At 30.2% G+C, this 21,213-nt stretch carries 22 protein-coding genes; 14 read left to right on the forward strand and 8 right to left on the reverse strand.

The window, feature by feature from the left end:
- Nucleotides 1-199: 199 nt before the first annotated feature.
- Nucleotides 200-1,396 (reverse strand): methionine adenosyltransferase, encoded by a 1,197-nt coding sequence (gene metK / locus AJN69_RS06985; RefSeq protein WP_070288243.1) that lies wholly within the window; start codon nt 1,394-1,396, stop codon nt 200-202.
- A 139-nt stretch (nt 1,397-1,535) separates the two neighbouring features.
- Between metK and sstT the strand changes: the two genes are divergently transcribed.
- The 13 genes from sstT to aat are packed head-to-tail and all read left to right on the forward strand — an operon-like array spanning nt 1,536 to nt 13,784.
- Entirely contained in the window at nt 1,536-2,759 is a 1,224-nt protein-coding gene (gene sstT, locus AJN69_RS06990; protein ID WP_044780199.1) for a serine/threonine transporter SstT, read from the forward strand.
- Nucleotides 2,760-2,768: 9 nt separating this feature from the next.
- Entirely contained in the window at nt 2,769-3,656 is an 888-nt protein-coding gene (locus tag AJN69_RS06995; RefSeq protein WP_052857573.1) for an aspartate carbamoyltransferase catalytic subunit, read from the forward strand.
- 3 nt (nt 3,657-3,659) lie between these two features.
- Entirely contained in the window at nt 3,660-5,381 is a 1,722-nt protein-coding gene (locus AJN69_RS07000) for a M3 family oligoendopeptidase (RefSeq protein WP_070288245.1), read from the forward strand.
- Nucleotides 5,375-5,812: a hypothetical protein gene (locus AJN69_RS07005; RefSeq protein ID WP_044779148.1), complete on the forward strand. Its 438-nt coding sequence runs from the start codon at nt 5,375-5,377 to the stop codon at nt 5,810-5,812. Before AJN69_RS07000 ends, AJN69_RS07005 begins: the two co-directional genes overlap by 7 nt.
- On the forward strand, nt 5,809-7,884 hold the full coding sequence (locus AJN69_RS07010; RefSeq protein WP_002866122.1) for an ATP-dependent helicase: 2,076 nt from the start codon (nt 5,809-5,811) through the stop codon (nt 7,882-7,884). Before AJN69_RS07005 ends, AJN69_RS07010 begins: the two co-directional genes overlap by 4 nt.
- On the forward strand, nt 7,881-8,699 hold the full coding sequence (gene truB / locus AJN69_RS07015) for a tRNA pseudouridine(55) synthase TruB (RefSeq protein ID WP_002870522.1): 819 nt from the start codon (nt 7,881-7,883) through the stop codon (nt 8,697-8,699). The genes AJN69_RS07010 and truB overlap by 4 nt, the downstream gene beginning before the upstream one ends.
- Nucleotides 8,693-8,920, forward strand: a complete 228-nt coding sequence (gene csrA, locus AJN69_RS07020) for a carbon storage regulator CsrA (RefSeq protein ID WP_002852854.1) — start codon at nt 8,693-8,695, stop codon at nt 8,918-8,920. The genes truB and csrA overlap by 7 nt, the downstream gene beginning before the upstream one ends.
- A complete protein-coding gene (locus AJN69_RS07025; protein ID WP_044780194.1) occupies nt 8,917-9,684 on the forward strand; it encodes a 4-(cytidine 5'-diphospho)-2-C-methyl-D-erythritol kinase in 768 nt (255 codons plus the stop codon). The genes csrA and AJN69_RS07025 overlap by 4 nt, the downstream gene beginning before the upstream one ends.
- Nucleotides 9,681-10,133, forward strand: coding sequence for an SsrA-binding protein SmpB (gene smpB, locus AJN69_RS07030; protein ID WP_002852861.1), 453 nt, complete (start codon nt 9,681-9,683; stop codon nt 10,131-10,133). Before AJN69_RS07025 ends, smpB begins: the two co-directional genes overlap by 4 nt.
- Nucleotides 10,134-10,143: 10 nt before the next feature.
- Nucleotides 10,144-10,746, forward strand: coding sequence for a TlpA disulfide reductase family protein (locus AJN69_RS07035; protein WP_044780193.1), 603 nt, complete (start codon nt 10,144-10,146; stop codon nt 10,744-10,746).
- A complete protein-coding gene (locus AJN69_RS07040) occupies nt 10,746-11,036 on the forward strand; it encodes an ATP-dependent Clp protease adaptor ClpS (RefSeq protein ID WP_044779145.1) in 291 nt (96 codons plus the stop codon). The genes AJN69_RS07035 and AJN69_RS07040 overlap by 1 nt, the downstream gene beginning before the upstream one ends.
- On the forward strand, nt 11,033-13,162 hold the full coding sequence (locus tag AJN69_RS07045; RefSeq protein ID WP_044780192.1) for an AAA family ATPase: 2,130 nt from the start codon (nt 11,033-11,035) through the stop codon (nt 13,160-13,162). The genes AJN69_RS07040 and AJN69_RS07045 overlap by 4 nt, the downstream gene beginning before the upstream one ends.
- Complete coding sequence (aat, locus tag AJN69_RS07050; RefSeq protein WP_044780191.1) at nt 13,137-13,784, forward strand: leucyl/phenylalanyl-tRNA--protein transferase; 648 nt, start codon at nt 13,137-13,139, stop codon at nt 13,782-13,784. Before AJN69_RS07045 ends, aat begins: the two co-directional genes overlap by 26 nt.
- 22 nt (nt 13,785-13,806) lie before the next feature.
- On the opposite strand, the gene cetZ is transcribed toward aat, so the two are convergent.
- The 3 genes from cetZ to AJN69_RS07065 all read right to left on the reverse strand — a co-directional run bounded on the left by cetZ (nt 13,807) and on the right by AJN69_RS07065 (nt 16,177).
- Nucleotides 13,807-15,096 carry an energy taxis response protein CetZ gene (gene cetZ / locus AJN69_RS07055; protein WP_044780190.1) on the reverse strand — a complete coding sequence of 430 codons (1,290 nt, stop codon included), beginning with the start codon at nt 15,094-15,096 and terminating at the stop codon, nt 13,807-13,809.
- Nucleotides 15,097-15,176: 80 nt separating this feature from the next.
- The gene (locus tag AJN69_RS07060) at nt 15,177-15,803 is read right to left on the reverse strand and encodes a MarC family protein (protein ID WP_079396821.1); all 627 of its coding nucleotides are present in this window, start codon (nt 15,801-15,803) and stop codon (nt 15,177-15,179) included.
- A 14-nt stretch (nt 15,804-15,817) separates the two neighbouring features.
- On the reverse strand, nt 15,818-16,177 hold the full coding sequence (locus AJN69_RS07065) for a methionine-R-sulfoxide reductase (protein WP_002861829.1): 360 nt from the start codon (nt 16,175-16,177) through the stop codon (nt 15,818-15,820).
- An 89-nt stretch (nt 16,178-16,266) separates the two neighbouring features.
- On the opposite strand from AJN69_RS07065, the gene AJN69_RS07070 reads away from it, so the two are divergent.
- Nucleotides 16,267-17,064, forward strand: coding sequence for a ferritin-like domain-containing protein (locus tag AJN69_RS07070; RefSeq protein WP_002870517.1), 798 nt, complete (start codon nt 16,267-16,269; stop codon nt 17,062-17,064).
- On the opposite strand, the gene pssA is transcribed toward AJN69_RS07070, so the two are convergent.
- From pssA to AJN69_RS07090, 4 genes are read right to left on the reverse strand one after another with little or no spacing between them, the layout of a single operon-like run.
- Nucleotides 17,055-17,783, reverse strand: coding sequence for a CDP-diacylglycerol--serine O-phosphatidyltransferase (gene pssA / locus AJN69_RS07075; protein WP_002859122.1), 729 nt, complete (start codon nt 17,781-17,783; stop codon nt 17,055-17,057). The two genes, AJN69_RS07070 and pssA, sit on opposite strands and share 10 nt — an antisense overlap.
- A gap of 9 nt (nt 17,784-17,792) precedes the next feature.
- Nucleotides 17,793-18,410, reverse strand: coding sequence for a phosphatidylserine decarboxylase (locus tag AJN69_RS07080; RefSeq protein ID WP_002861831.1), 618 nt, complete (start codon nt 18,408-18,410; stop codon nt 17,793-17,795).
- A complete protein-coding gene (gene ftsH / locus AJN69_RS07085) occupies nt 18,407-20,344 on the reverse strand; it encodes an ATP-dependent zinc metalloprotease FtsH (RefSeq protein ID WP_002861832.1) in 1,938 nt (645 codons plus the stop codon). The genes AJN69_RS07080 and ftsH overlap by 4 nt, the downstream gene beginning before the upstream one ends.
- The gene (locus AJN69_RS07090; protein ID WP_044780188.1) at nt 20,344-21,192 is read right to left on the reverse strand and encodes a 50S ribosomal protein L11 methyltransferase; all 849 of its coding nucleotides are present in this window, start codon (nt 21,190-21,192) and stop codon (nt 20,344-20,346) included. Before AJN69_RS07090 ends, ftsH begins: the two co-directional genes overlap by 1 nt.
- Between the last annotated feature and the right edge of the window lie 21 nt (nt 21,193-21,213).

Below are 21,213 nucleotides of genomic sequence, written 5' to 3' on the forward strand. Positions count from 1 at the left end.
TATATTATAATTCTGTCAAATAATATTTTGACTTAGAGGGGTTTTTACCCCAAAGCTAAATTAATTTAGCTTCCTTCCTAACTTTTATATTTATGGGGGATATTGAAAAATATCCCTCTAAGTCAAAAATTAATACAACTTCATTAATTCTTTATAATTATACAAGCCTTATTTAAGCTTGTATAATATTGTTAATTTTTTAAAGCAGCTTTTTAAACTGTTCTAGAGCATCAAGTTGTTCCCAAGGATAGTCCTTTTGTCCTACTTGCCCACGAGCCGCTACATCCGCATAAAGAAAAGTTTCTTTACTTGGTTTATCCAGATGAAATTTATCACGGATCCAATTTGGCGTTAAAGAGAAGTTTTGCATAACAAAATCACTTAAAACATCATCATTTACACTGGTATTTGTGCCCATACAATCCACACTTACCGAAGTAGGTTTTGCAACACCTATAGCATAACTAAGTTGAACAATACATTTTTTAGCAAGCCCTGCTGCAACTATATTTTTAGCTAGCCATCTACCTGCATAAAGTCCACTTCTATCAACTTTAGTATAATCTTTGCTCGATTGTGCGCCACCACCTATTGGAGAATAACCTCCAAAACTATCTACTATAAGTTTTCTTCCTGTTAAACCACTATCATGTAAAGAAGAATGATTAATATATTTACCAGTTGGATTGATTAAAATTCTAGTCTTATTAGGGTCAAAAAGTTCTTTTGGTAAATTACTATCTAAGATAAGTTTCATCACCAAAGATCTTAAATCTTCTATTTTCATACTTTCAACACAAGGCGCAGAAACTACTATAGTATGAATACTTTGCGGTTTGCAATTTTCAAAATTCGCCTTAGTGCCATAATCAATAGTTACTTGAGTTTTAATATCCACGCCAAGTTCGTGTGGATTTGCTTTTGCATAAGCGTAGACTTTATCACATAGCATTCTTGCATAGCTAATGGCTGCTGGCATGTATTCTTCAGTCTCACAACTTGCAAAACCAAACATAATGCCTTGATCACCTGCTCCTGTTTCGCCATCTTCTTGATCAACACCTTGATTGATATCAGGGCTTTGTTCATTTAAAAACACCATAACATCAACTTCATCAGGATGCAAACACTGCTCTTTGTTAAAATGCCCTGCCCCATCATAACCAATGTTTTTTAAAACATCTTTAACTAAATTATCGTAATCAGCTTTACTAAGTTTGTGATTTGACTTAACTTCGCCTCCTATCACAACCTTATTTCCTGCGACAAAAACCTCACTCGCCACCCTTGAATTTTTGTCATTTTTCAAGAGTATATCCACTATCGTATCAGCGATTATATCAGCGCACTTGTCTGGATGACCTGCACTTACGACTTCTGAAGTGAATAGATACATAAAAAGTCCTTTCATTTAAAATGAACCACAATTGTATCCAAATAAACTTATCAAAGCTTGATAAATTAAAAATTCTCTAAAATTAAGCAAAAATTAGCTAAAATCAACTTCTGATATAAAAAATATTTAAAAGGTTTTTATGTTTTCTAAAATCATTCAAAGCTACGCTAAAGGCAACCTCATAGTTCAAATTTGCATAGGTATAGTACTAGGAATACTTATAGGCATTAGTTCTAAAGAAATATCTGAAATTGCAAATTTACTCGGAATACTTTTTACAAGTGCCTTAAAAGCTATCGCTCCTATGCTTGTTTTTGTTTTGATTTTAACTTCAATTTGCACTAAAGATTTTTCTCAAAGTGGTGCTAAGATCAAAAATATTATCATTTTATATATAGTAGGCACCTTTCTTGCTTCAGCTTGTGCGGTTCTTGCTAATTTTTTCTTTCCTGTAAAGCTTGTTTTAGATGGAATTCAAACCGCTACAAACTCATCTCCAACCCACATGAGTGAGATTTTTAAAGATCTTTTATTTAAAATTGTCGATAATCCTATAAATGCTCTTTCAAGTGGGAATTATTTAGGAATTTTAACCTGGGCAATAGCTGGAGGCATAGCATTAAAACACTGCTCTAACGAAGTAAAACAAGTTTTTATAGATATCAATGAAGGGGTTTTGAAAATTGTTAAATTTGTAGTAAAACTTGCTCCTTTTGGAATTTTTGGACTTGTGGCTAATTCTGTAGCACAAACAGGAGCACAAGGCTTACTAAGCTATATAAAACTTTTATTTTTACTTGTAGCTACTATGCTTTTTGTTACTTTTGTTATCAATGCCTTAATAGTTTTTTTTTATACAAGAAAAAATCCTTTTCCTTTGATTTTTATCTGCTTAAGACACAGTGCATTTTTTGCTTTTTTCACAAGAAGTTCAGCGGCAAATATCCCTGTTAATATGGCACTTTGCGCCAAACTTGGCATAGATAAAGAATTTTATGGCATTTCTATACCTTTAGGAGCTACTATCAACATGGCAGGAGCGGCAGTTACTATAGCTATTTTAAGTCTTACTACAGCCAATACCGTTGGTATAGAAATCAGTCTTTTGCAAGCCCTTTTATTAAGCATTATTGCCACCTTTGCAGCTTGCGGGGCTAGCGGAGTTGCGGGTGGATCCTTACTGCTTATACCTTTGGCTTGTTCTTTATTTAATATAGACTATGATATTGCTATGAAGGTAGTTGCCATAGGTTTTATTATAGGGGTTATTCAAGATAGTGTTGAAACTGCTTTAAATAGTTCTACAGATGTTCTTTTTACAGCAATTTGTTCTAAAAATGAATTAAATTATAATATCAAATAAGGTAAAAGCATGCGTCATCTCATCACTACAAAGGATTTTAATAAAGTCGAAATTATGGAGCTTTTTAAAGAAGCAAGTGATTTCTTAGATGAAAAACCTAGAACTTTTCTTAAAGGAAAAAGTATCACGACAATTTTTTTTGAAAACTCTACACGCACCCTTTCATCTTTTGAAAGCGCTGCAAGAAGATTAGGTGCTAGGGTTTTACGCCTTGATGTTTCAAGATCAAGCTCTAGCAAAGGAGAAACTCTTTATGATACTGCTGCTAATTTAGATGCCATGAGTCCTAATGCTATTGTTATAAGACACGCAAACTCAGGAGTTCCTTTGATATTGGCAAAGCATATGCATTGTCCAGTTGTTAATGGAGGAGATGGAAAACACGCCCATCCTACCCAAGCTTTGCTAGATTTATTCACTATTTATAATCATTTTCAAGGCGATGTCGAAGGTAAGAAAATTTGCATCGTAGGTGATATCAAAAATTCCCGCGTTGCAGCGTCCAATATAGAACTTTTAAGCAGATTTAATCTTGATATTACCCTAGTAGCTCCACCACATTTTATGCCTAATACCCATCTTAAAAAACATTATAAGCTTGATGAGAATATCATAGCAAATTCAGATATTATCATGAGTCTTAGAACACAAACAGAAAGACATAATAAAACCGTTTATGCTTCACTTAAAGACTATGCAAATGATTTTTGTATTCAAAAAAGCTTGGTAAAAGATAAAAAGCTTATTTTACTACATCCAGGCCCTGTAAATCGCAATATTGACATAAGTGATGAAATGATGAGTGATGAAAGAACTTTAGTTTTAAAACAAGTTAAAAATGGAGTGGCCATTAGAATGGCTGTTCTTAAAAAACTCATATTAGAAAATGAAGGATAAAAAATGTTAGAATGGGATTTAAGTGCTTTATTTCACAATAAAGAAGCGTTGCAAAATTTTACACAAGATCAAATCCAACAAAGTTTAAATTTCAAAAAAAACTATGAAAATAAACTTTATACATTAAATACTAATGAGTTTTTACAAGCTTTAAAAGATTATGAAAATTTAAATCAAGCTCTTGGCAAAATCATGACTTATGCTTATTTGCTTTTTGCTAAAAACACTCAAAATGGTTCTTTTTACGCACAATACGAAGAAGAATGCAAAAAAATAGAAGAAAATTTACTCTTTTTCGAGCTTGAATTTTGTGAGTTAGTTCCTGAAAAAAGTCAAGAATTTACAACTTTTTGTAAAGATTATGATTTTTATCTTTCTAATTTATTGCAAAACAAACGCTATAATCTTAGCAAAAACGAAGAACGCATTATGCTCTATCTTTCAAATACAGGTGCAAATGCTTTTAGTAGGCTTTTTGATGAAAGTATGAGTGCTTTAAAAATCCCTTTTGAAGGTAAAAAACTTAGCGAAGAAGAAATTCTAAGCAAAATGTATGACGAAGATAGAAAAATACGCAAAAAAGCTGCTAAAAAATTCAGTAAAGTTTTGCAAAAAAATAGCAGACTTTTAAGTTTTATTATCAATATGATAAAAACAGAAAGAAAAAATATAAGCTTATTAAGAGGTTATGAAAATGCTGAAATTTCAAGACATATCAGCAATCAAATTTCGCAAAAAAGCGTTGATTCCTTGATAGCAAGTGCGCAAAAACATTTTAACTTAGTATCGCAATTTTACAAAAGAAAAAAACAAATTTTGGGCTATGATGAGCTTAAAGACTATGATAGATATGCACCCATAGGAAAAGAAGCAAGTTTTGATTTTAAAACAAGTAAAAATATTGTTTTAGAGGCATTTCAAGCTTTTTCTCCGCAATTTTATGATATAGCAAAAAATGCTTTTAATCAAGGCTGGATTGATGTTTATCCACAAGAAAATAAACAAGGGGGTGCTTTTTCACATTCTGCAACTTCTGATGCGCATCCTTTTGTTTTATTAAACTACACCGATAAAAGGCGTGATCTTTTTACACTTGCACATGAATTAGGACACACTATCCATCAAAAACTTTCTTACAATGTAAGCTACTTAAATCAAAACACACCTTTAACCACCGCAGAAACAGCTTCAGTTTTTGCCGAAATGCTCGTATTTGATTTTATTAAAGATAAGTTAAAAAAAGAAGAACTCCTATCTTTATATGCAAATAAAATCGAAGATATTTTTGCAACTTTTTATAGACAAATTAATTTTACTTGTTTTGAAAGACGCTTACATGCTCAAGAAAATGAATTAAGCACCGAAGAAATCAATAAAATTTGGATGGAAGAATCTCAAAAAATGTTTCAAGATAGCGTAAAACTTACAAAAAATTATGCTTCTTGGTGGAGTTATATTCCTCATTTTATCCATTCTCCTTTTTACTGCTATGCTTATGCTTATGCCCAACTTTTAGTTTTAGCTCTTTATGGACTTTACAAAAGCAAAAAATGTGAAAATTTTAAAGAACTTTATATCAAAATGCTTTCTTTAGGTGGAAGTGTGAGTCCAAAAGAACTAGTAGGAATGTTTGGATTTGATATAGAAGATGAAAATTTTTGGGAAATAGGCATAAAAGAAATTCAAAAACTCATCAATGAATTTATGGAGTTACAATCATGCTAGAAACAATCTTAAAAAATAAAAATTTTATCCATACCATGCAAAAGCATTGTTATGAAGTTATTTCACACCTTATAGAAGAAAATATAGAATTTTCTATAGTTGCAAATACAAATTTCATAGATTTCAACCCTGAACTTCCCAAAGAGCTTGATGTTAAACAAAATCCTTATGCTCTTTTTGCCCTTGGAGGATACACCTTTGAATCCATACAGCTAAATAAAGATTTCATTCAATTTCACGCAGGTTTTGGTAATGATGATTTTGATAGTTTTGTAAAGGTTGATTTAGGAGCTATCACGCAAATTCAAATAGAAAATAGCATTTTATTTGTTAATTTTAGCCTTTATAAACGTGAAAATAGTAAAAATTTACAAAAATCTAAAAATATATTTTTAAATAATCCAAAAAATAAAGATATTTTCAAAAAATGAATCTATTTGAAGATTTAAATGATAGCCAAAAACAAGCGGTAAGCCACATTGATGGAGCTATGCTTATCCTAGCAGGTGCAGGTAGTGGAAAAACCAAAACTATCACCACTCGTCTTGCTTATCTTATCGGTGAAGTAGGCATCCCCTCGCATAACACTCTTACTCTTACTTTTACGAATAAAGCAGCTAGTGTTATGCGTCATAGAGCATTAAATTTTCTACAAGGTAATCACAATCCTTTGCTTTGCACCTTTCACAAATTTGGACTTTTATTTTTAAAACTACACTTTGAAAGATTGGAGCGTAAAAATAGTTTTATTGTTATCGATACAGATGATACAAAAAAAATAATTAAAGATTTAATCCATGATAAAAACAAAGATAATGTCTATGATATTATCAAATACATATCTTATTGTAAAAATGAAGGCAAAAGAGTAAGCAATGTCTTTGAAGATTTAAATTTACTAAAAGAACATAATTTTGAAAAATATCAAAATGAATACAAATTTGCCAACTATTACCGTGCTTATGAAGAATACTTATTAAAGCAAAATTTTGTAGATTTTGATGATCTTTTATTGCTAAGCAATCTCATTTTGGAAAATGATATAAATTTTGCCAAAGAACAAAGCTTACTTTATAATTACATTACAGTTGATGAGTATCAAGATACTAATACCTTGCAATATAAAATTCTAAAAAATCTATGTTGTATGCATGAAAATATCACAGTTGTTGGTGATGATGATCAAAGTATTTATAGTTGGCGTGGAGCAAAAATTGAAAATATTTTAAATTTTCAAAACGATTTTAAAAATGTTAAACTTGTAAAACTTGAACAAAACTATCGTTCAGTAGGGACTATTTTACAAGCAGCAAATAATCTCATATCTCACAATGAGCAACGACTTGGAAAAACTTTAATCTGCACTAAAGATACTGGGGAAAATATTAAAATATTAAAAAACGAAAACGAAAAAGATGAAGGTTTATATATCGCTCAAGAAGTGAAAAAATTGCTAAATTCTGGAGTAGAAGCTAAAGAGATCGCCGTTTTATTTCGAGTTAATGCACTATCAAGAGCAATAGAAGAAGCATTTATGAAGGAAAAAATTTCTTATAAACTGCTTAGCGGTATGCGTTTTTATGAAAGATTAGAAATAAAAGATTTAATCTCGTATCTTAGACTTATCTTAAATCCAAACGATGATTTGTCATTTAGGCGTATTATTAATCGCCCTAAAAGATCCATAGGAGAAAAAGCCCTAAAAAATTTAGAAGAATATGCAAAAAAACGTCAAATTTCACTTTTTGATGCCTTATGTGAAAGCGATGGCGGTGTAGGAATTTTAACAACAAAAAAAGCACAAAATGAAGCAAATATTTTTATACAAAATATTCACACTCTAAAAAGCTACGATAATGCAAAAAAGGTTTTTGATAATATAGAAGAATTATTTAAAATCAAAGATTATTTTTCAGAGCAAGATGATGGAGATGAAAGAATCAGAAATCTTGATGAGTTTTATGCTAATCTAAGAGAAAAACTCAAAGAAGATCCCGAAGCTTCTTTAGAAGATCTACTTAGTGAAATTTCTTTATTAAGTGATCAAGATAATTTAGATGAAGAATGTGTTTGCTTGATGAGTATTCATGCTAGCAAAGGTTTGGAATTTGATTATGTTTTTATAATAGGCTTTGATGAAGGATTTTTTCCTTTAAATAGCGAAGAAAATCTCGAAGAAGAACGCCGTCTTGCTTATGTTGCCATCACTCGCGCCAAAAAATTTCTCACAATAAGTGTTGCAAATTCTCGTTTTTATCATGGTTCAAGAGCAAATATCAATCCTAGTCGCTTCTTAGAAGAAAGTAAATTAATCAATGAAAAATCAAAAAATCAAAATATACAAAAAACTAGCTTTTGTAAAGGAGATCTAGTTAAACATAAAATTTTTGGCATTGGTAGGGTTGTTGAAGTTAATAAAAGCGGAAAAGAGGAAAAGCTTAATATTAATTTTGGTGGTATAATGCGTGTAATCATGGCAAGCTTTGTGGAAAAAGCAGTATGAACAAGATCTTTGCAGCCTTTAAACCAAGGGGTTTGAGCTCTAATGCCTTTTTAAGCACTTTAAAGAAAAAATATAAAAATAAAAAAGCAGGATATTCTGGCACTCTTGATCCTTTCGCCAAAGGGATTTTAATCGTTGCATTTGGACAATACACAAAACTTTTCCGTTTTTTAAAAAAAACTCCAAAAACCTATAAAGCTACTTTATGGCTTGGAGTTTACTCCTTAAGTCTTGATGATCAAAATATAAAAGAAATTAAAAATATAAAAGAATTTGATCTTGCAAATTTACAACAAATCGTTGATCAAATGCAAGGAATTATCTCCTATACACCACCGCAATTTAGCGCCAAAAGAATCAATGGAACTCGCGCCTATGAACTTGCAAAAAAAGGTATAGAAGTAAATTTAAAACCTTGTCAAATGGAAGTATTTGATTGCAAGATCTTAAGCTATAATCATCCTTTTTTAAATATTGAAATCACAGTCAGTGAAGGTGCTTATATAAGATCTTATTGCGAACTTTTTGCTAGAAAACTAGGTATTAATGCGACTTTAAGCTCTTTAGAGCGCATTAAAGAAGGTAAATTTGTTTATAATAATGAGAAAAGCTTAAATGTGTTAAAATACATTAACCTAAAGCCAAATTTTATCAAGAATTTAAGTAAACTCGAAAATGGTGCTAAAATTTTTGTCGAAGAATTAGAATTTCATGATGAAGGAGATTATTATATTGAAACAGAAAAATATTTTAGCGTAATTAATATTAAAGAAAATACAGTAAAATATCTTCTGAATAAGGTTGAAAAATGTTAATATTATCAAGAAAAGAAAATGAAAGTATAATTATCGGAGAAGGTATAGAAATCAAAGTCGTTCAAACAGGGAAAGGATATGCCAAAATAGGCATAGAAGCTCCAAAATCTCTTATGATACTTAGAAAAGAACTTGTTCAACAAGTAAAGGATGAAAATTTGCATTCTGTTGTTCAGAATGATATTAAACTTGATGACTTAAGCAAAAAACTAATCAAATGAAAGCTTACGCTAAAGCAAATATTTTTTTAAAACTTACCGGTTTTGACTCAAGAAAATATCATCTTTTAGAATCACGATTTATACTTTTAAAAGATCTTTTTGATGAGCTTGAGCTTGTTGATAAAGAATCAGACTCTAAAAAAGAATTTGAAATCATTAGTAATTTTAAATGCGAAAATAATATTATTCAAAAGGCTTACTTGCTACTTTCTAAAAGATATAATAACGAATTAAAAGAATTATTTAGCAAAAAAAGCCTAAAACTCACAAAAAATATCCCAGTATGTGCTGGACTTGGCGGTGGAAGTAGCGATTGTGCGAGTTTTTTACTACTAATGAATGAAACCCTAAATTTAAAATTAAACCTACAAGAACTTATAAATTTAAGCATACAACTAGGAAGTGATATTGCCTTTTTTTTAAGTGGCTTTCACTCTGCTAATGTAAGTGGCTGTGGTGAAATTATAAAAGAATTTGAAGATGACACACCTAATTTAAAATGGACTTTTCCACAAATATCTTGCCAAACTAAAGCTGTTTATGATGAATTTGATAGAGGAATATTTGACTTTCAAAAAAACAATAATCAAGCGCAAATCTACAAAAAACTCAGCACAAAAGAGTTGTTACAAAACTTTAAAAACAAAGAATTAAATGATTTATTTACTCCTTGTGCAACTTTATATCCTAAAATGAAGTCTTACTTACAAGAAGATTTTTTTCTAAGCGGTAGCGGTAGTAGTGTTTTTAAGGTTGATCGATGAAAATTATTGCGAGAAATAAAAAAGCTTTATTTGATTATAGCATTATAGAACGCTTTGAAGCCGGAATTGTCCTTAAAGGAAGTGAAGTTGTAGCCTTAAGAGCAGGAAGAGCAAATCTTAAAGACTCTTTTGTTCGCATTATAAAAAATGAGATTTTTTTACTTAATTCTCATATTTCATTGCTTCATACTACACATTCTTTCTATAAACACGAAGAAAGAGGCGCTAGAAAGCTTTTAATGCATAGAAAACAAATTGATAAATTATTAGGTAAAGTAAGTATAGAAGGATATACTATCGTTGCATTAGATCTTTATTTTAACACGAAAAATAAAGTAAAAGCCACTCTTGCTTTAGCTAAAGGGAAAAATTTACACGACAAGCGTGAAACTTTAAAGAAAAAGCAAGCCGATTTAGAAGCTAGAGCCGCTATGAAAAATTATAAATAAAGGAAATTAAATGAAAAAAATTTTAACCCTATTTTTAATAAGTTTAACATTTTTTCTTAATGCTTGCTCCAAAGAAGAAGAAATTCAAAATGATTTTATGTTTGAAGAGTATCACAAAGGAGATAAAATAGTCTTAAATAGTGTAAATGGTGGAAGCAAAACTTTAATAAGAACAGATAAAGGTTTTGTGGTAGAAGGAGAGGAAGGAAAAGTTTTAATGTTTGATTTTTTTGGCACTTTTTGCACCCCATGTAAAGAAGAAGCTTTAGATCTTAGTAAACTTTGGAAAAATAATTCTAGCAAATTTATCATTATAGGACTTACGCATTTTGAAGATGTTAGCGATGAAACAGTTAAAAAATTCGCAGATGATTATGGTGCTTACTATTTTCTAAGCAATGGCAGCTCTAACGATCGTATTATTGCTCAAATTTTAAAAGATATAGACTATCAAAATATGGAGCAACTTCCTTTTAAGGTTGTTTTAAAAAATGGAATTTATCAAAAAATAAGCGATTACTGGAATAATAATGCTCCAACAAATTTTTATCTTGGTAAAATTCCAACAGAACTCATGCAAGAAGATTTAAATAAAATCTACAAAGGAAAATAATGCCAAAAACCCAAACTCTAGAACAAATAAAACTTAGTGAACCAAAAATGTATAAAGTTATACTCTTAAATGATGATGTAACAACTATGGATTTTGTTATAGAAATTTTGATGAATATTTTTCATCAAAACCTTGAGAAAGCAAGTCAAACAATGTTAGAAATTCATCACAATGGTTCTGGAATTTGTGGCATTTACACTCAAGAAATAGCTCTTTCAAAACAAAAAAAAGTTATAGATGCGGCTAAACTTGCTAATTTTCCACTACAAGCGAAGGTAGAAGAAGAATGAAATACCAAGAAAATTTACAAAAATATCTTGATAATGCCAAAAATCTAAGCTTAATAAACCACCATGAATTTGTTACCTGTGAGCATGTGCTGTTTGCATTACTAAAACTAAGCACTGATTTTAAGGATATATTTGAAGAATTTTCAGATGGAGATCTTGAACTTCTAGAAACTGAATTAAAAAATTACATTTCTCAAAACAATCAAATTATTAAACAAGAAATAGAACCTACAATATCTGTTGTTTTAGATGAAATCTTACTTTCACTTAAAAATAAAAATAATGAAATTAAAATTATAGATTTTTTAGAAAAGCTCATACAGGATTCAAGAAGTTATTCTAGCTATCTCTTAAAAAAACACAACATAAATCTTAACAAAATTCAAGAACTTCAAAATCATAAAAATATACAAAATTTAAGCAACCACGCAAGTGATTTAACACTTTTAGCTCAAAATGGCAAGATTGATCCTTTAATAGGAAGAAAATTTGAACTTGAAAGAATGATGCAAATTCTTTCACGTCGCAAGAAAAATAATCCTATTTTAGTAGGAGAAGCAGGAGTTGGCAAAACGGCCATTGTAGAAGGATTAGCATTGGCTATTGCGGAAAAAAAGGTGCCTAAAAACTTACAAAATGCAAAAATTTTTAGTCTTGATATGGCTAGTATACTTGCGGGAACAAAATACCGTGGAGATTTTGAGAAAAGAATTAAAGAAATTTTAAATGAACTTGAGAAAATACCCAATGCTATTTTATTTATTGATGAAATTCACACTATAGTAGGAGCTGGAAGCACAGGAGAATCTCATACTGATTTTTCCAATCTTTTAAAACCAGCTCTAAGTAATGGAACTTTAAAATGCATAGGTGCAACAACTTTTATGGAATATAAAAATACTTTTGATAAAAATAAACCCCTAAGTCGCCGTTTTGCTAAAATAAATGTAGATGAACCAAGCCAAGAAGAAAGCTTGCAAATTCTTAAAGGATTAAAAAACAAATATGAAGAATTTCATCATATAAAATTAAACGATGAAATTCTTCAATATGCTGTAATTTGGGGTAAAAAATTTTTTAATGATAAATTTTTACCTGATTGTGCTATAGATCTGATCGATGAACTTGGCGCTTCTTTTGCTTTAAATCCAAAAGCTAAAAAAAATGTCAATTTAAAAGATTTAGAAAATGTTTTAGCAAAAATGACCCACCATCACAAAATGTTTGAATTCGATCAAAATAAAGCTTTAATGAATTTAAAAACAAATTTAAAAGCAAAAATTTTTGGCCAAGATGAAGTTATAGATAGTCTTGTTTCATCACTTAAGCAAAGTTTCGCAGGATTTAAAAATTCCAATACACCACGCGGAGTGTTTTTGTTTACTGGATCAAGTGGAGTTGGAAAAACAGAACTTTGCAAAGCTTTAGCTGAATTTTTAGGTTTAAATTTAGAACGCTTTGATATGAGTGAATATGCAGAAAAACATGCTATAAGTAAACTAATAGGATCTCCAGCTGGATATATAGGTTTTGAAGAGGGTGGACTTTTAAGCAATGCTATCCGCAAAAATCCTTTCAGTCTTGTTCTTTTTGACGAAATAGAAAAGGCTCATCCTGATTTAAGTAATACCTTTTTACAGATTTTTGACAATGCTGAACTCACCGACAATAGCGGTCTTAAAGTAGATTTTAAAAATACAATCATTATTATGACATCTAATCTAGGACTTAAAGAAAGCAATGAGCTTGGTTTTTTAAGCAAAAATGAAGAAAAAAGTAATCGTGCTATCAAAGACTTTTTTGCTCCAGAATTTATTAATCGTATTGATAAAATTTTACATTTTAATGATTTAAACGATGCTATACTTGTTAAAATTATCGAAAAAGAACTTGATGAAATTTCTAAAAATTTAAATAATATAAAATTATCAGTGGATGATAAAGCTAAAATTTATTTAGCTAAAAAAGCCTATAATAAAGAATTTGGAGTAAGGCTTTTAAAACGCATAATTTCTGAGGAGATAGGAGAAAAAATCAGTGATGAAATTTTATTCGGAAAGCTTAAAAAAGGCGGTATAGCTAAAATCAAACTTGGTAAAAATGGAAAGCTCGAATTTATATTCTAAATTACTCAATGCACCTAAAAATGCCCCTGTATTTTTAAGTCAAAATTTAGAAGCTGATTTTATTGTAAAAGCTTATACTTTTGGTCTATTCCCATGGACAAGTAAACCTGTAACTTGGTGGTGTCCAGATCCTAGATGCATTTTAATTCCAAATCAAATTCACATCCAAAAAAATATGAAAAAATTTATTAATCTCTATCAAATTAAACTTGATTATGATTTTTTAAAATTAATTACATTATGTCGCGATACACGCTCTCAAAGCTGGATAGATGATGAATTTATTACCACTTATTATAAGTTATTTACCCAAGGCTATGCGCATAGCCTTGAACTTTATGAAAATAATGAACTTATAGGTGGAATTTATGGTTTAATTTTAGGCAAGGTTTTCTTTGGTGAAAGCATGGTAAGCATTAAAAAAAATGCATCTAAAGCTGCCATGATTAAACTTTGTGATTTACTAAAACCTTATGATTTTATCATAGATTGTCAAGTTTATAACCAACATTTAGAATTTATGGGTGCTCATAATATTTCTAGGAAAGAATTTTTAAATATTTTAAAAGAAAAATGCAATCAAGAAAGTGGTTTTAAAAATTTTAAAGATTTAATTACTTAAAAAATAAGCGTGAAAATCACGCTTATGACATTGCTTTAGCAACTTCAGCAGAGCTTTCACGAATTTTCTCCATACATTCTCTTGCTTCTTTTGCAAGTTCAACACTCTGATTAACATCCTCTAAACCGCTTTTAATGCTCTCAACCACTTGTGATGTAACATTACGAATAGAATTAATCGTAGTGGTAATTTCATTAACTGAATGCCCTGTTCTTTCAGCTAAATTTCTTACTTCATCAGCAACAACAGCAAAACCTCTACCATGTTCACCAGCACGCGCTGCCTCAATAGCAGCATTTAAAGCAAGAAGATTAGTCTGATCAGCAATATCACTAATAGTCTGAATAATAGATTTAATTTCATCTGATTGTTGATTTAATGAAGAAACAAGATTTGAACTTTGAGACATCATATCAGCAATATTCTGAACATTTGAAACAGTGTTTTCAATTACACGATCTCCATCTTGGGTAAGATTATCATTTTTTTCTGCAAGCTCGCTTATTAGACGAAGTTTTTCTTGATCTTTTTTAACTTGTTCGCTTATATCTGTAGCAAATTTAATAATCTTGTAAATTTTTCCATCATCATTTTTAACCGGATTATAACTTGCTTCAAGGTATACTTTTTTATTATTTCTTCCGTATCTTATATATTTACCTGATTGAAATTTACCCTCTCTTAAATCTTCCCAAAATTGAACATAGTCCTTAGAGTGTCTATAATTAGAATCACAGAACATGCTATGATGCTTTCCTTTAATCTCATCAATATTAAAGTCCATAGTTCTTAAAAAATTTTCATTAGCTGTAATAATAGTCCCATCAGGTTTAAATTCAATAATAGCCATAGAACGATTAGCAGCAGCAATAGTATTTCTAAGATCAAGCATTTCATAATGTCTTTGAGTTATATCATTAGCAAATTTAATAATTTTATAAACATGACCATTATTATCACTAATTGGAAGATAATTTGCTTCTAAATAAACATCTATCCCTCCCTTGGCTATACGTCTAAAAAGACCACTTCTAGCTTTTCCATCTCTTAAATCTTTCCAAAAATCACTATATGCTGAAGAATTAACAACTTCAGGCAAGCAAAACATACTATGATGCTTGTCCTTAATCTCTGAAAGGGAGTATTTCATAGTTGTTAAAAAATTTTGATTTGCCTCTAAAATAACGCCATCGGTGGTAAATTCAATTACCGCCATAGTATTCCCAATAGATCTTAAAATATCTCCTAAGCCATTACACTTTTTTTCAAGTTGTTCAATTATTTCAGTATTGTTTTTCTTAGCACCAAACATAAAACTTACCTTTTTAATAATAAATTATTTTAAAATTATATCATATTTATATAGTATTATTTACTTAAAATTATATTAATTTATAAGTTAAATATATCCTTTAAACCTACAATAATCATCTTAAACCCCATAGCAGCAATAAACACTTGTGCTATGCGAGAAAAAACATGTAAAATCAATTTTCCAACTATTTTTTCTATAGTAGCTGCAAAATGAAAAAGTATAAACATAAAAACAAAAGCTATCATTACTCCGCCAAGAGCAACATCAAGCCCACCATCTTCGGCTATAACGACAATACTAGCTAAAGTTCCAGGTCCAACAAGCATAGGAAATGCCATAGGTATTAAACTCTGTCTTAAAATTTCCTTATCATCCATATCCTGATAAGAACTAAAATCCTTAGTTACAATTTTTGTTGAAAAAAGTAAATTTTTAATAGCCATTACAATAAGAACCAAACCACCAGAAACCCTTAAATCATCTAATGAAACTCTAAAAATATAGTTCATAAATAAAGGTCCTGATAATAAAAATACCAAAACTATAGTAAAAGCTGTATAGACAATAGTTCTAAAAAGTTTTTTCCGAAGCATTATAGGTAATCCATCACTCATAGCCAAAAATTGAGTTAAATTACCAAAAGGATTTAAGATGGCAAGTAAAGTAATTGCAGCAAAAAATATCAAATAAAGCTCAGAACCCATACTAGAAAACACTATCAATCCTTAGTTTTTACAAATTCCAAAGAAATAGAATTTACACAATGTCTTACATTTTTAGCAGAAAACCCTTCTCCTTCAAAAACATGACCTAAATGTCCATTGCAGTTTGCACACACAATCTCGGTTCTAATCCCATCTTTATCAGGAATTCTTTTAATAGCCCCTCTTATTTCATCATCAAAGCTAGGCCATCCACAACCTGATTTAAATTTATCTTCGGATTTATAAAGCGAAGCTCCACATTGCTTGCATTGATAAATTCCTTTTTCATAAAAATCATTATATTTCCCACTAAAAGGAGCTTCTGTTCCTTTATTTAAAATTACTTTTTTTTCTTCTTCATTTAATTCCTTCATGATTTACCCTTGTAAAATAATTTTTATATTATATAATTAAAATTTCAATTTTAAATGATAAAATTTTATAATTTTCAAGAAAGTTTTAAATGCAAAAAGAATTTTTTCAAGAGCTTCAAAATATTTTATATGAAAAAAATACAAATATAAAATTTCACTCTTTTCAAAATTTTTATGAAGACTTTAAAAGCCACAAATTTATTTTTAATCACGAGAATCAAAGCATTTTCAAAAAAAATACATCACAACAAATTACCTTACTTCATCCTACGCGTATAAGAAGACCTAAATTTGTCAATTCAACTCATGCGCTTGCTAAAATAATTCATTCAGTCGCTCATATAGAATTTAATGCAATTAACCTAGCTTTAGATGCTAGCTATCGCTTTAAAAATCTACCTTTGCAATTTTATTACGATTGGCTGGAGGTAGCAGATGAAGAAATTAAACATTTCAAACTTTTAAATTCAGTACTTGAAGAACTTGGTTATAAATATGGAGATTTTCCAGTACATGATAATTTAGAATCTGCTCTAGAAGCTACAAAAGACTCTTTAAGCTTTAGAATGGGAGTAGTTCATAGAGGTTTAGAAGCTAAAGGGCTTGATGCCAACCCCTTTGTTGTTCAAAAACTTGAAAGCTCCAATCACTCCATTAAAAATCTTTTAATGGAATATCTTGAAATTATACTTAATGATGAAATAAAACACGTTAAAAAAGGAGATACTTGGTGGAAATTTTCAAATCAAAACAAGTATGATTTTATCGAGCTTTGTAAAACGTTTAAACAATTCTCTCTTGCAGGAAAAAAACTTAACATTCAAGCAAGAATCAAAGCTGGCTTCACTCAAGAAGAATGCGAAGTCATTGAAAAATTTTACTCTTGATTTCTTATCTTAAATTTTGAAACAATAATGGTATATAAAACCCGAATAATTCCATAAAGCACATACAAGCTTGCTAAAATTACTAAACTTTCAAGAGGGTAAAGATATAAAAATGAAAATATTATAATTAAAATAATCAAAACTTTTAAAACGCTAGAACGATTAAAATCAAGCTTTTTAAAGCTAGGATAGCGTATATTACTTACCATTAAAAGCCCTAAAATTGCTTGAAGCACCAAAAAAACTACACCATAAGGCTTTAAAAAATCATAACTGATAAACGCATAAGTCCATATAGCACTCACAACTGCTGCAGTAGGTATAGGAAGACCTATAAAAACAGAAGGTTCATAAGTGCCTGTGGTAACATTGAATCTCGCCAAACGAATAGCTCCAAAAACCACAAAAAAAGCCGTAATCAAAGATCCAAGTTTTCCAAAATCATAACCTATAGCCATATAAAAAAGAACCGCTGGAGCAACTCCAAAAGCTACTAGATCAGCTAAAGAATCAAATTCTACTCCAAATTTTGAAGTAGAATTTGTAAGTCTTGCAACACGGCCATCAAGCCCATCGCAAATCAAAGATAAAATAATATAAATCAAAGCTGTATAATAATTTCCATGTATTGAAGCTATAATAGAAATAACCCCTAAAAAAGCTGAAGCAGCTGTAAAAAGATTGGGTAAAATATAAATTAATTGCGGTCTGTTATTCATTATTTTTCCTTACGCAAAATAGCCTAACAATGAACCTGCTTTAATTTCATCATTTAAGCCTATATGAATTCTAGTATCTTTTGGTAAAAGTAAACTTATAGAGCCATTAATTAAAAAACCCATTTTATCTCCTGCTTTTAAATCATGAGAAATATTATCGAGCTTTAATTTTCTATCAAAAGAACCTGCATAAATTCGCAAGGCTATCGTTTTATTCTCTTTAACTTTTGCCAAAATAAAAGCTCTTTCATTCATCATTTTTGCAGATTTTAATTCACTGCACAAAAAAAGCCCGTGTCGTAAACGAATATCTATTATAGACATTGCAAAAGGTGTATTAAAATTCCCAGCATCATAAAGAGCATTTTTAATAGTAATTTCAACACATTCACCTAAATCTTTATGATGAATATTTTCTATTTTAGTAACCCTGCCATCTATAGGTGCAAAAATAGCTTTTTCATCACTACAAACAAGTTCTCTTTTGGGTGCTCTAAAAAGAAAAATACAAATTACAATTAATGCTAATAGTAGGATGGAAAAAGAATAAAAAATCCACACAAAAATAAAAATCAAGCTTAAAATAATAAGACTTAAATATCCATCTTTTGCAATAAAATCTTTCATTCTTCTACTTTAACTTCAATTTTAACTTCTTCGAGCTCTTGCAAACGAGTTGGTAGACTATTTTGTTCCTCAAACTCTTTAATAATCTCACGCACTTTAGCGCCTTCAATAGTCTCTTCTTCATAAAGGGCTGCTACCATAGTCTCAATCGCTCCTTTATAAGTATTTAAAGTATCTTTAACATCTTTATAGCGTTCATCTAAGGTTTTCTTTACATAATCATCTAAAGATTCTGCCATCTTTTCAGAATAATCTTTTATGGTTTGTCCACCACTTAAGAAAGTATTTCTTTGTTTTTCAAGCACCATAAGTCCTGCAATTTCACTCATACCATACATAGAAATCATAGCTTTTATGATATCGGTTGCTCTTTCTAAATCATTACTTGCACCCGTTGAAATTTCACCTATAAACACTTCTTCAGCTGCACGACCACCCAAAAGTACATCTACTTCAGCGATAAGCTCATGTTTTTGCATTAAAAATTTATTTTCCTCAGGAGTATTTAAAGTATAACCTAAAGCCGCAAGACCACGCGGAATCACAGAAACCTTACTTACACGTTTTGCACCTTTGGTAGTTTCAGCGATTAAAGCATGACCACATTCATGATAAGTAACAATTTTCTTTTCTTTTTCATTAATACGACGTGATTTCTTCTCAAGTCCTGCTATAGCTCTTTCAACAGCTTCAACTAAATCATTTTGTTCTACATATTTTTTAGAATCCCTACCCGCTAAAAGTGCCGCTTCATTAATAATATTTGCAAGATCAGCTCCTGCAAGTCCTGCGGTTAAGCGTGCTATGTCTTCTACCTTAACTTTTGGGGAGATTTTTACATCTTTCATGTGCACTTTTAAAATATCACACCTACCTTTAAAATCAGGTTTATCAACCAAAACTTGTCTATCAAACCTTCCTGGTCTTAAAAGTGCTGCATCTAAAACTTCTGGGCGATTTGTTGCTGCTAAAACAATGACTGGGGAACTTTCTGTCCCAAAGCCATCCATTTCAGCCAAAAGCTGATTTAAAGTTTGTTCTCTTTCATCGTTTCCACCCATCATGCCACTTGCCGCACGACTTTTACCAATAGCATCTATTTCATCTATGAAAACAATAGCAGGAGCTTCTTTTTTTGCATTTTCAAACAAATCTCTCACACGAGAAGCACCTACACCCACAAACATTTCTATAAAAGACGAGCCTGAAACACTAAAAAACGGCACATCAGCTTCACCTGCAACTGCTTTTGCAAGCAAGGTTTTTCCTGTACCTGGAGGCCCAACAAGCAAAAGCCCTTTTGGAATTTTCGCTCCCAATTTAATATATCTTTCAGGATACTTTAAAAAATCTACAATTTCTTTTACTTCTTCTTTAGCTTCTTCAACACCAGCCACATCGCTAAATTTTACTTTAGGTTTTTCTGAATTTACAAGCTTCTTAGAGCTTCCTATGCCCAATATAGAACTTCCCATATTTTTTTGCATACGACTTGCCAAAAACATCCAAATACCAAAGAAAATAAATACTGGCAAAACCCATGAAAAAAGTATATCCGTAAACCAATTTGTTTCAGAATACGCACCATAAGCGATATTTTTACTATCTAGTAAACTCACAAGCTCAGGATCGTTAACTTTTTTTGCTGTATAAACAGTATTGTGAGAGCTTGAAATTGCTTTGATTGTTGTTTGTCCTATACTAACTTGATTGATTTGTCCATTTTCAATAAGCTTTTTTAACTCAGAATAAGGGACATTTTTATTTACTTCATTACCATTCAATGCCCCACCAAAAGAACCATTGCCATCAAAAAATCCCTTAAAAATAATTATCATTACAATTGCAAAAATCGCAAAAATAAAAATGGGATTTTTGTTAAAAAAATTATTACCCTGCGGATTACCCTTATTATTTGGGGTATTATTATTCATTACTTATCCTTTTTATTGTTTTTATATACAAAACTACACCACTCATTGATTTGCATTTCATCAATGAGTTCTAAATCTTGAAATTTTTCTTTAATTCTTGTTGAATATTTATCTAAAATTCCTGACAAAATAAGTATAGCATTATCTTCTAAATGGTTTTTAATATCTTTTTCTAAAATTAAAATCACATCTGCAATGATATTTGCAACAATTAGGTTATATAAACCATTTGCTTTATCTATAGATCCACACCAAGTCTTATGAAAATCGACATCATTTAATCTTGCATTTTCCAAAGAACTATCAATAGCCAACTCATCAGTATCACAAATTTCAACATTACAGCCAAACTTTGCCATGATAATACCTAAAATTCCACTACCGCAACCAAGATCTAAGGCTCTTAATTTACTTTTAGAAAATTTTTGTAAAAATTTTACACAAGAATATGTGCTTTCATGATGTCCTGAGCCAAAGGCTAAGGCTGGATTAATCTTTATATTTATATAATTCTTTTTTTCTTCTTGCCAAGTGGTATGGATATAAACATTATCCACTAAAATAGGTTTTATGCCGTTTTTATATTCTCGTATCCAGTCCTTGTTTTCTTTCTCTACAAGACTTAAATTAGAAATAATTTTATGGTTTAAATTGAAAGTAGTTGTAAGTTTTTGAGCAAATATTTCAAGTGCCCATGAAAGCTCTTCTAAACTCTCATGGGATCTAATATAAACACCATTATCTTTCTCTTCTATAGCTTCTATACCTAAATCAAAAGCAAAATCAAGAAATAAATTTTTATACTGCTCTTCTACGATAAAGAACAATTCGTAATATTTTTTTTGCATTTAGAATTTTAAAAATCAGCC

Source organism: Campylobacter sp. BCW_4338 (assembly GCF_001763255.1).
In the GTDB taxonomy this organism is placed as follows: Bacteria; Campylobacterota; Campylobacteria; order Campylobacterales; family Campylobacteraceae; genus Campylobacter_D; species Campylobacter_D jejuni.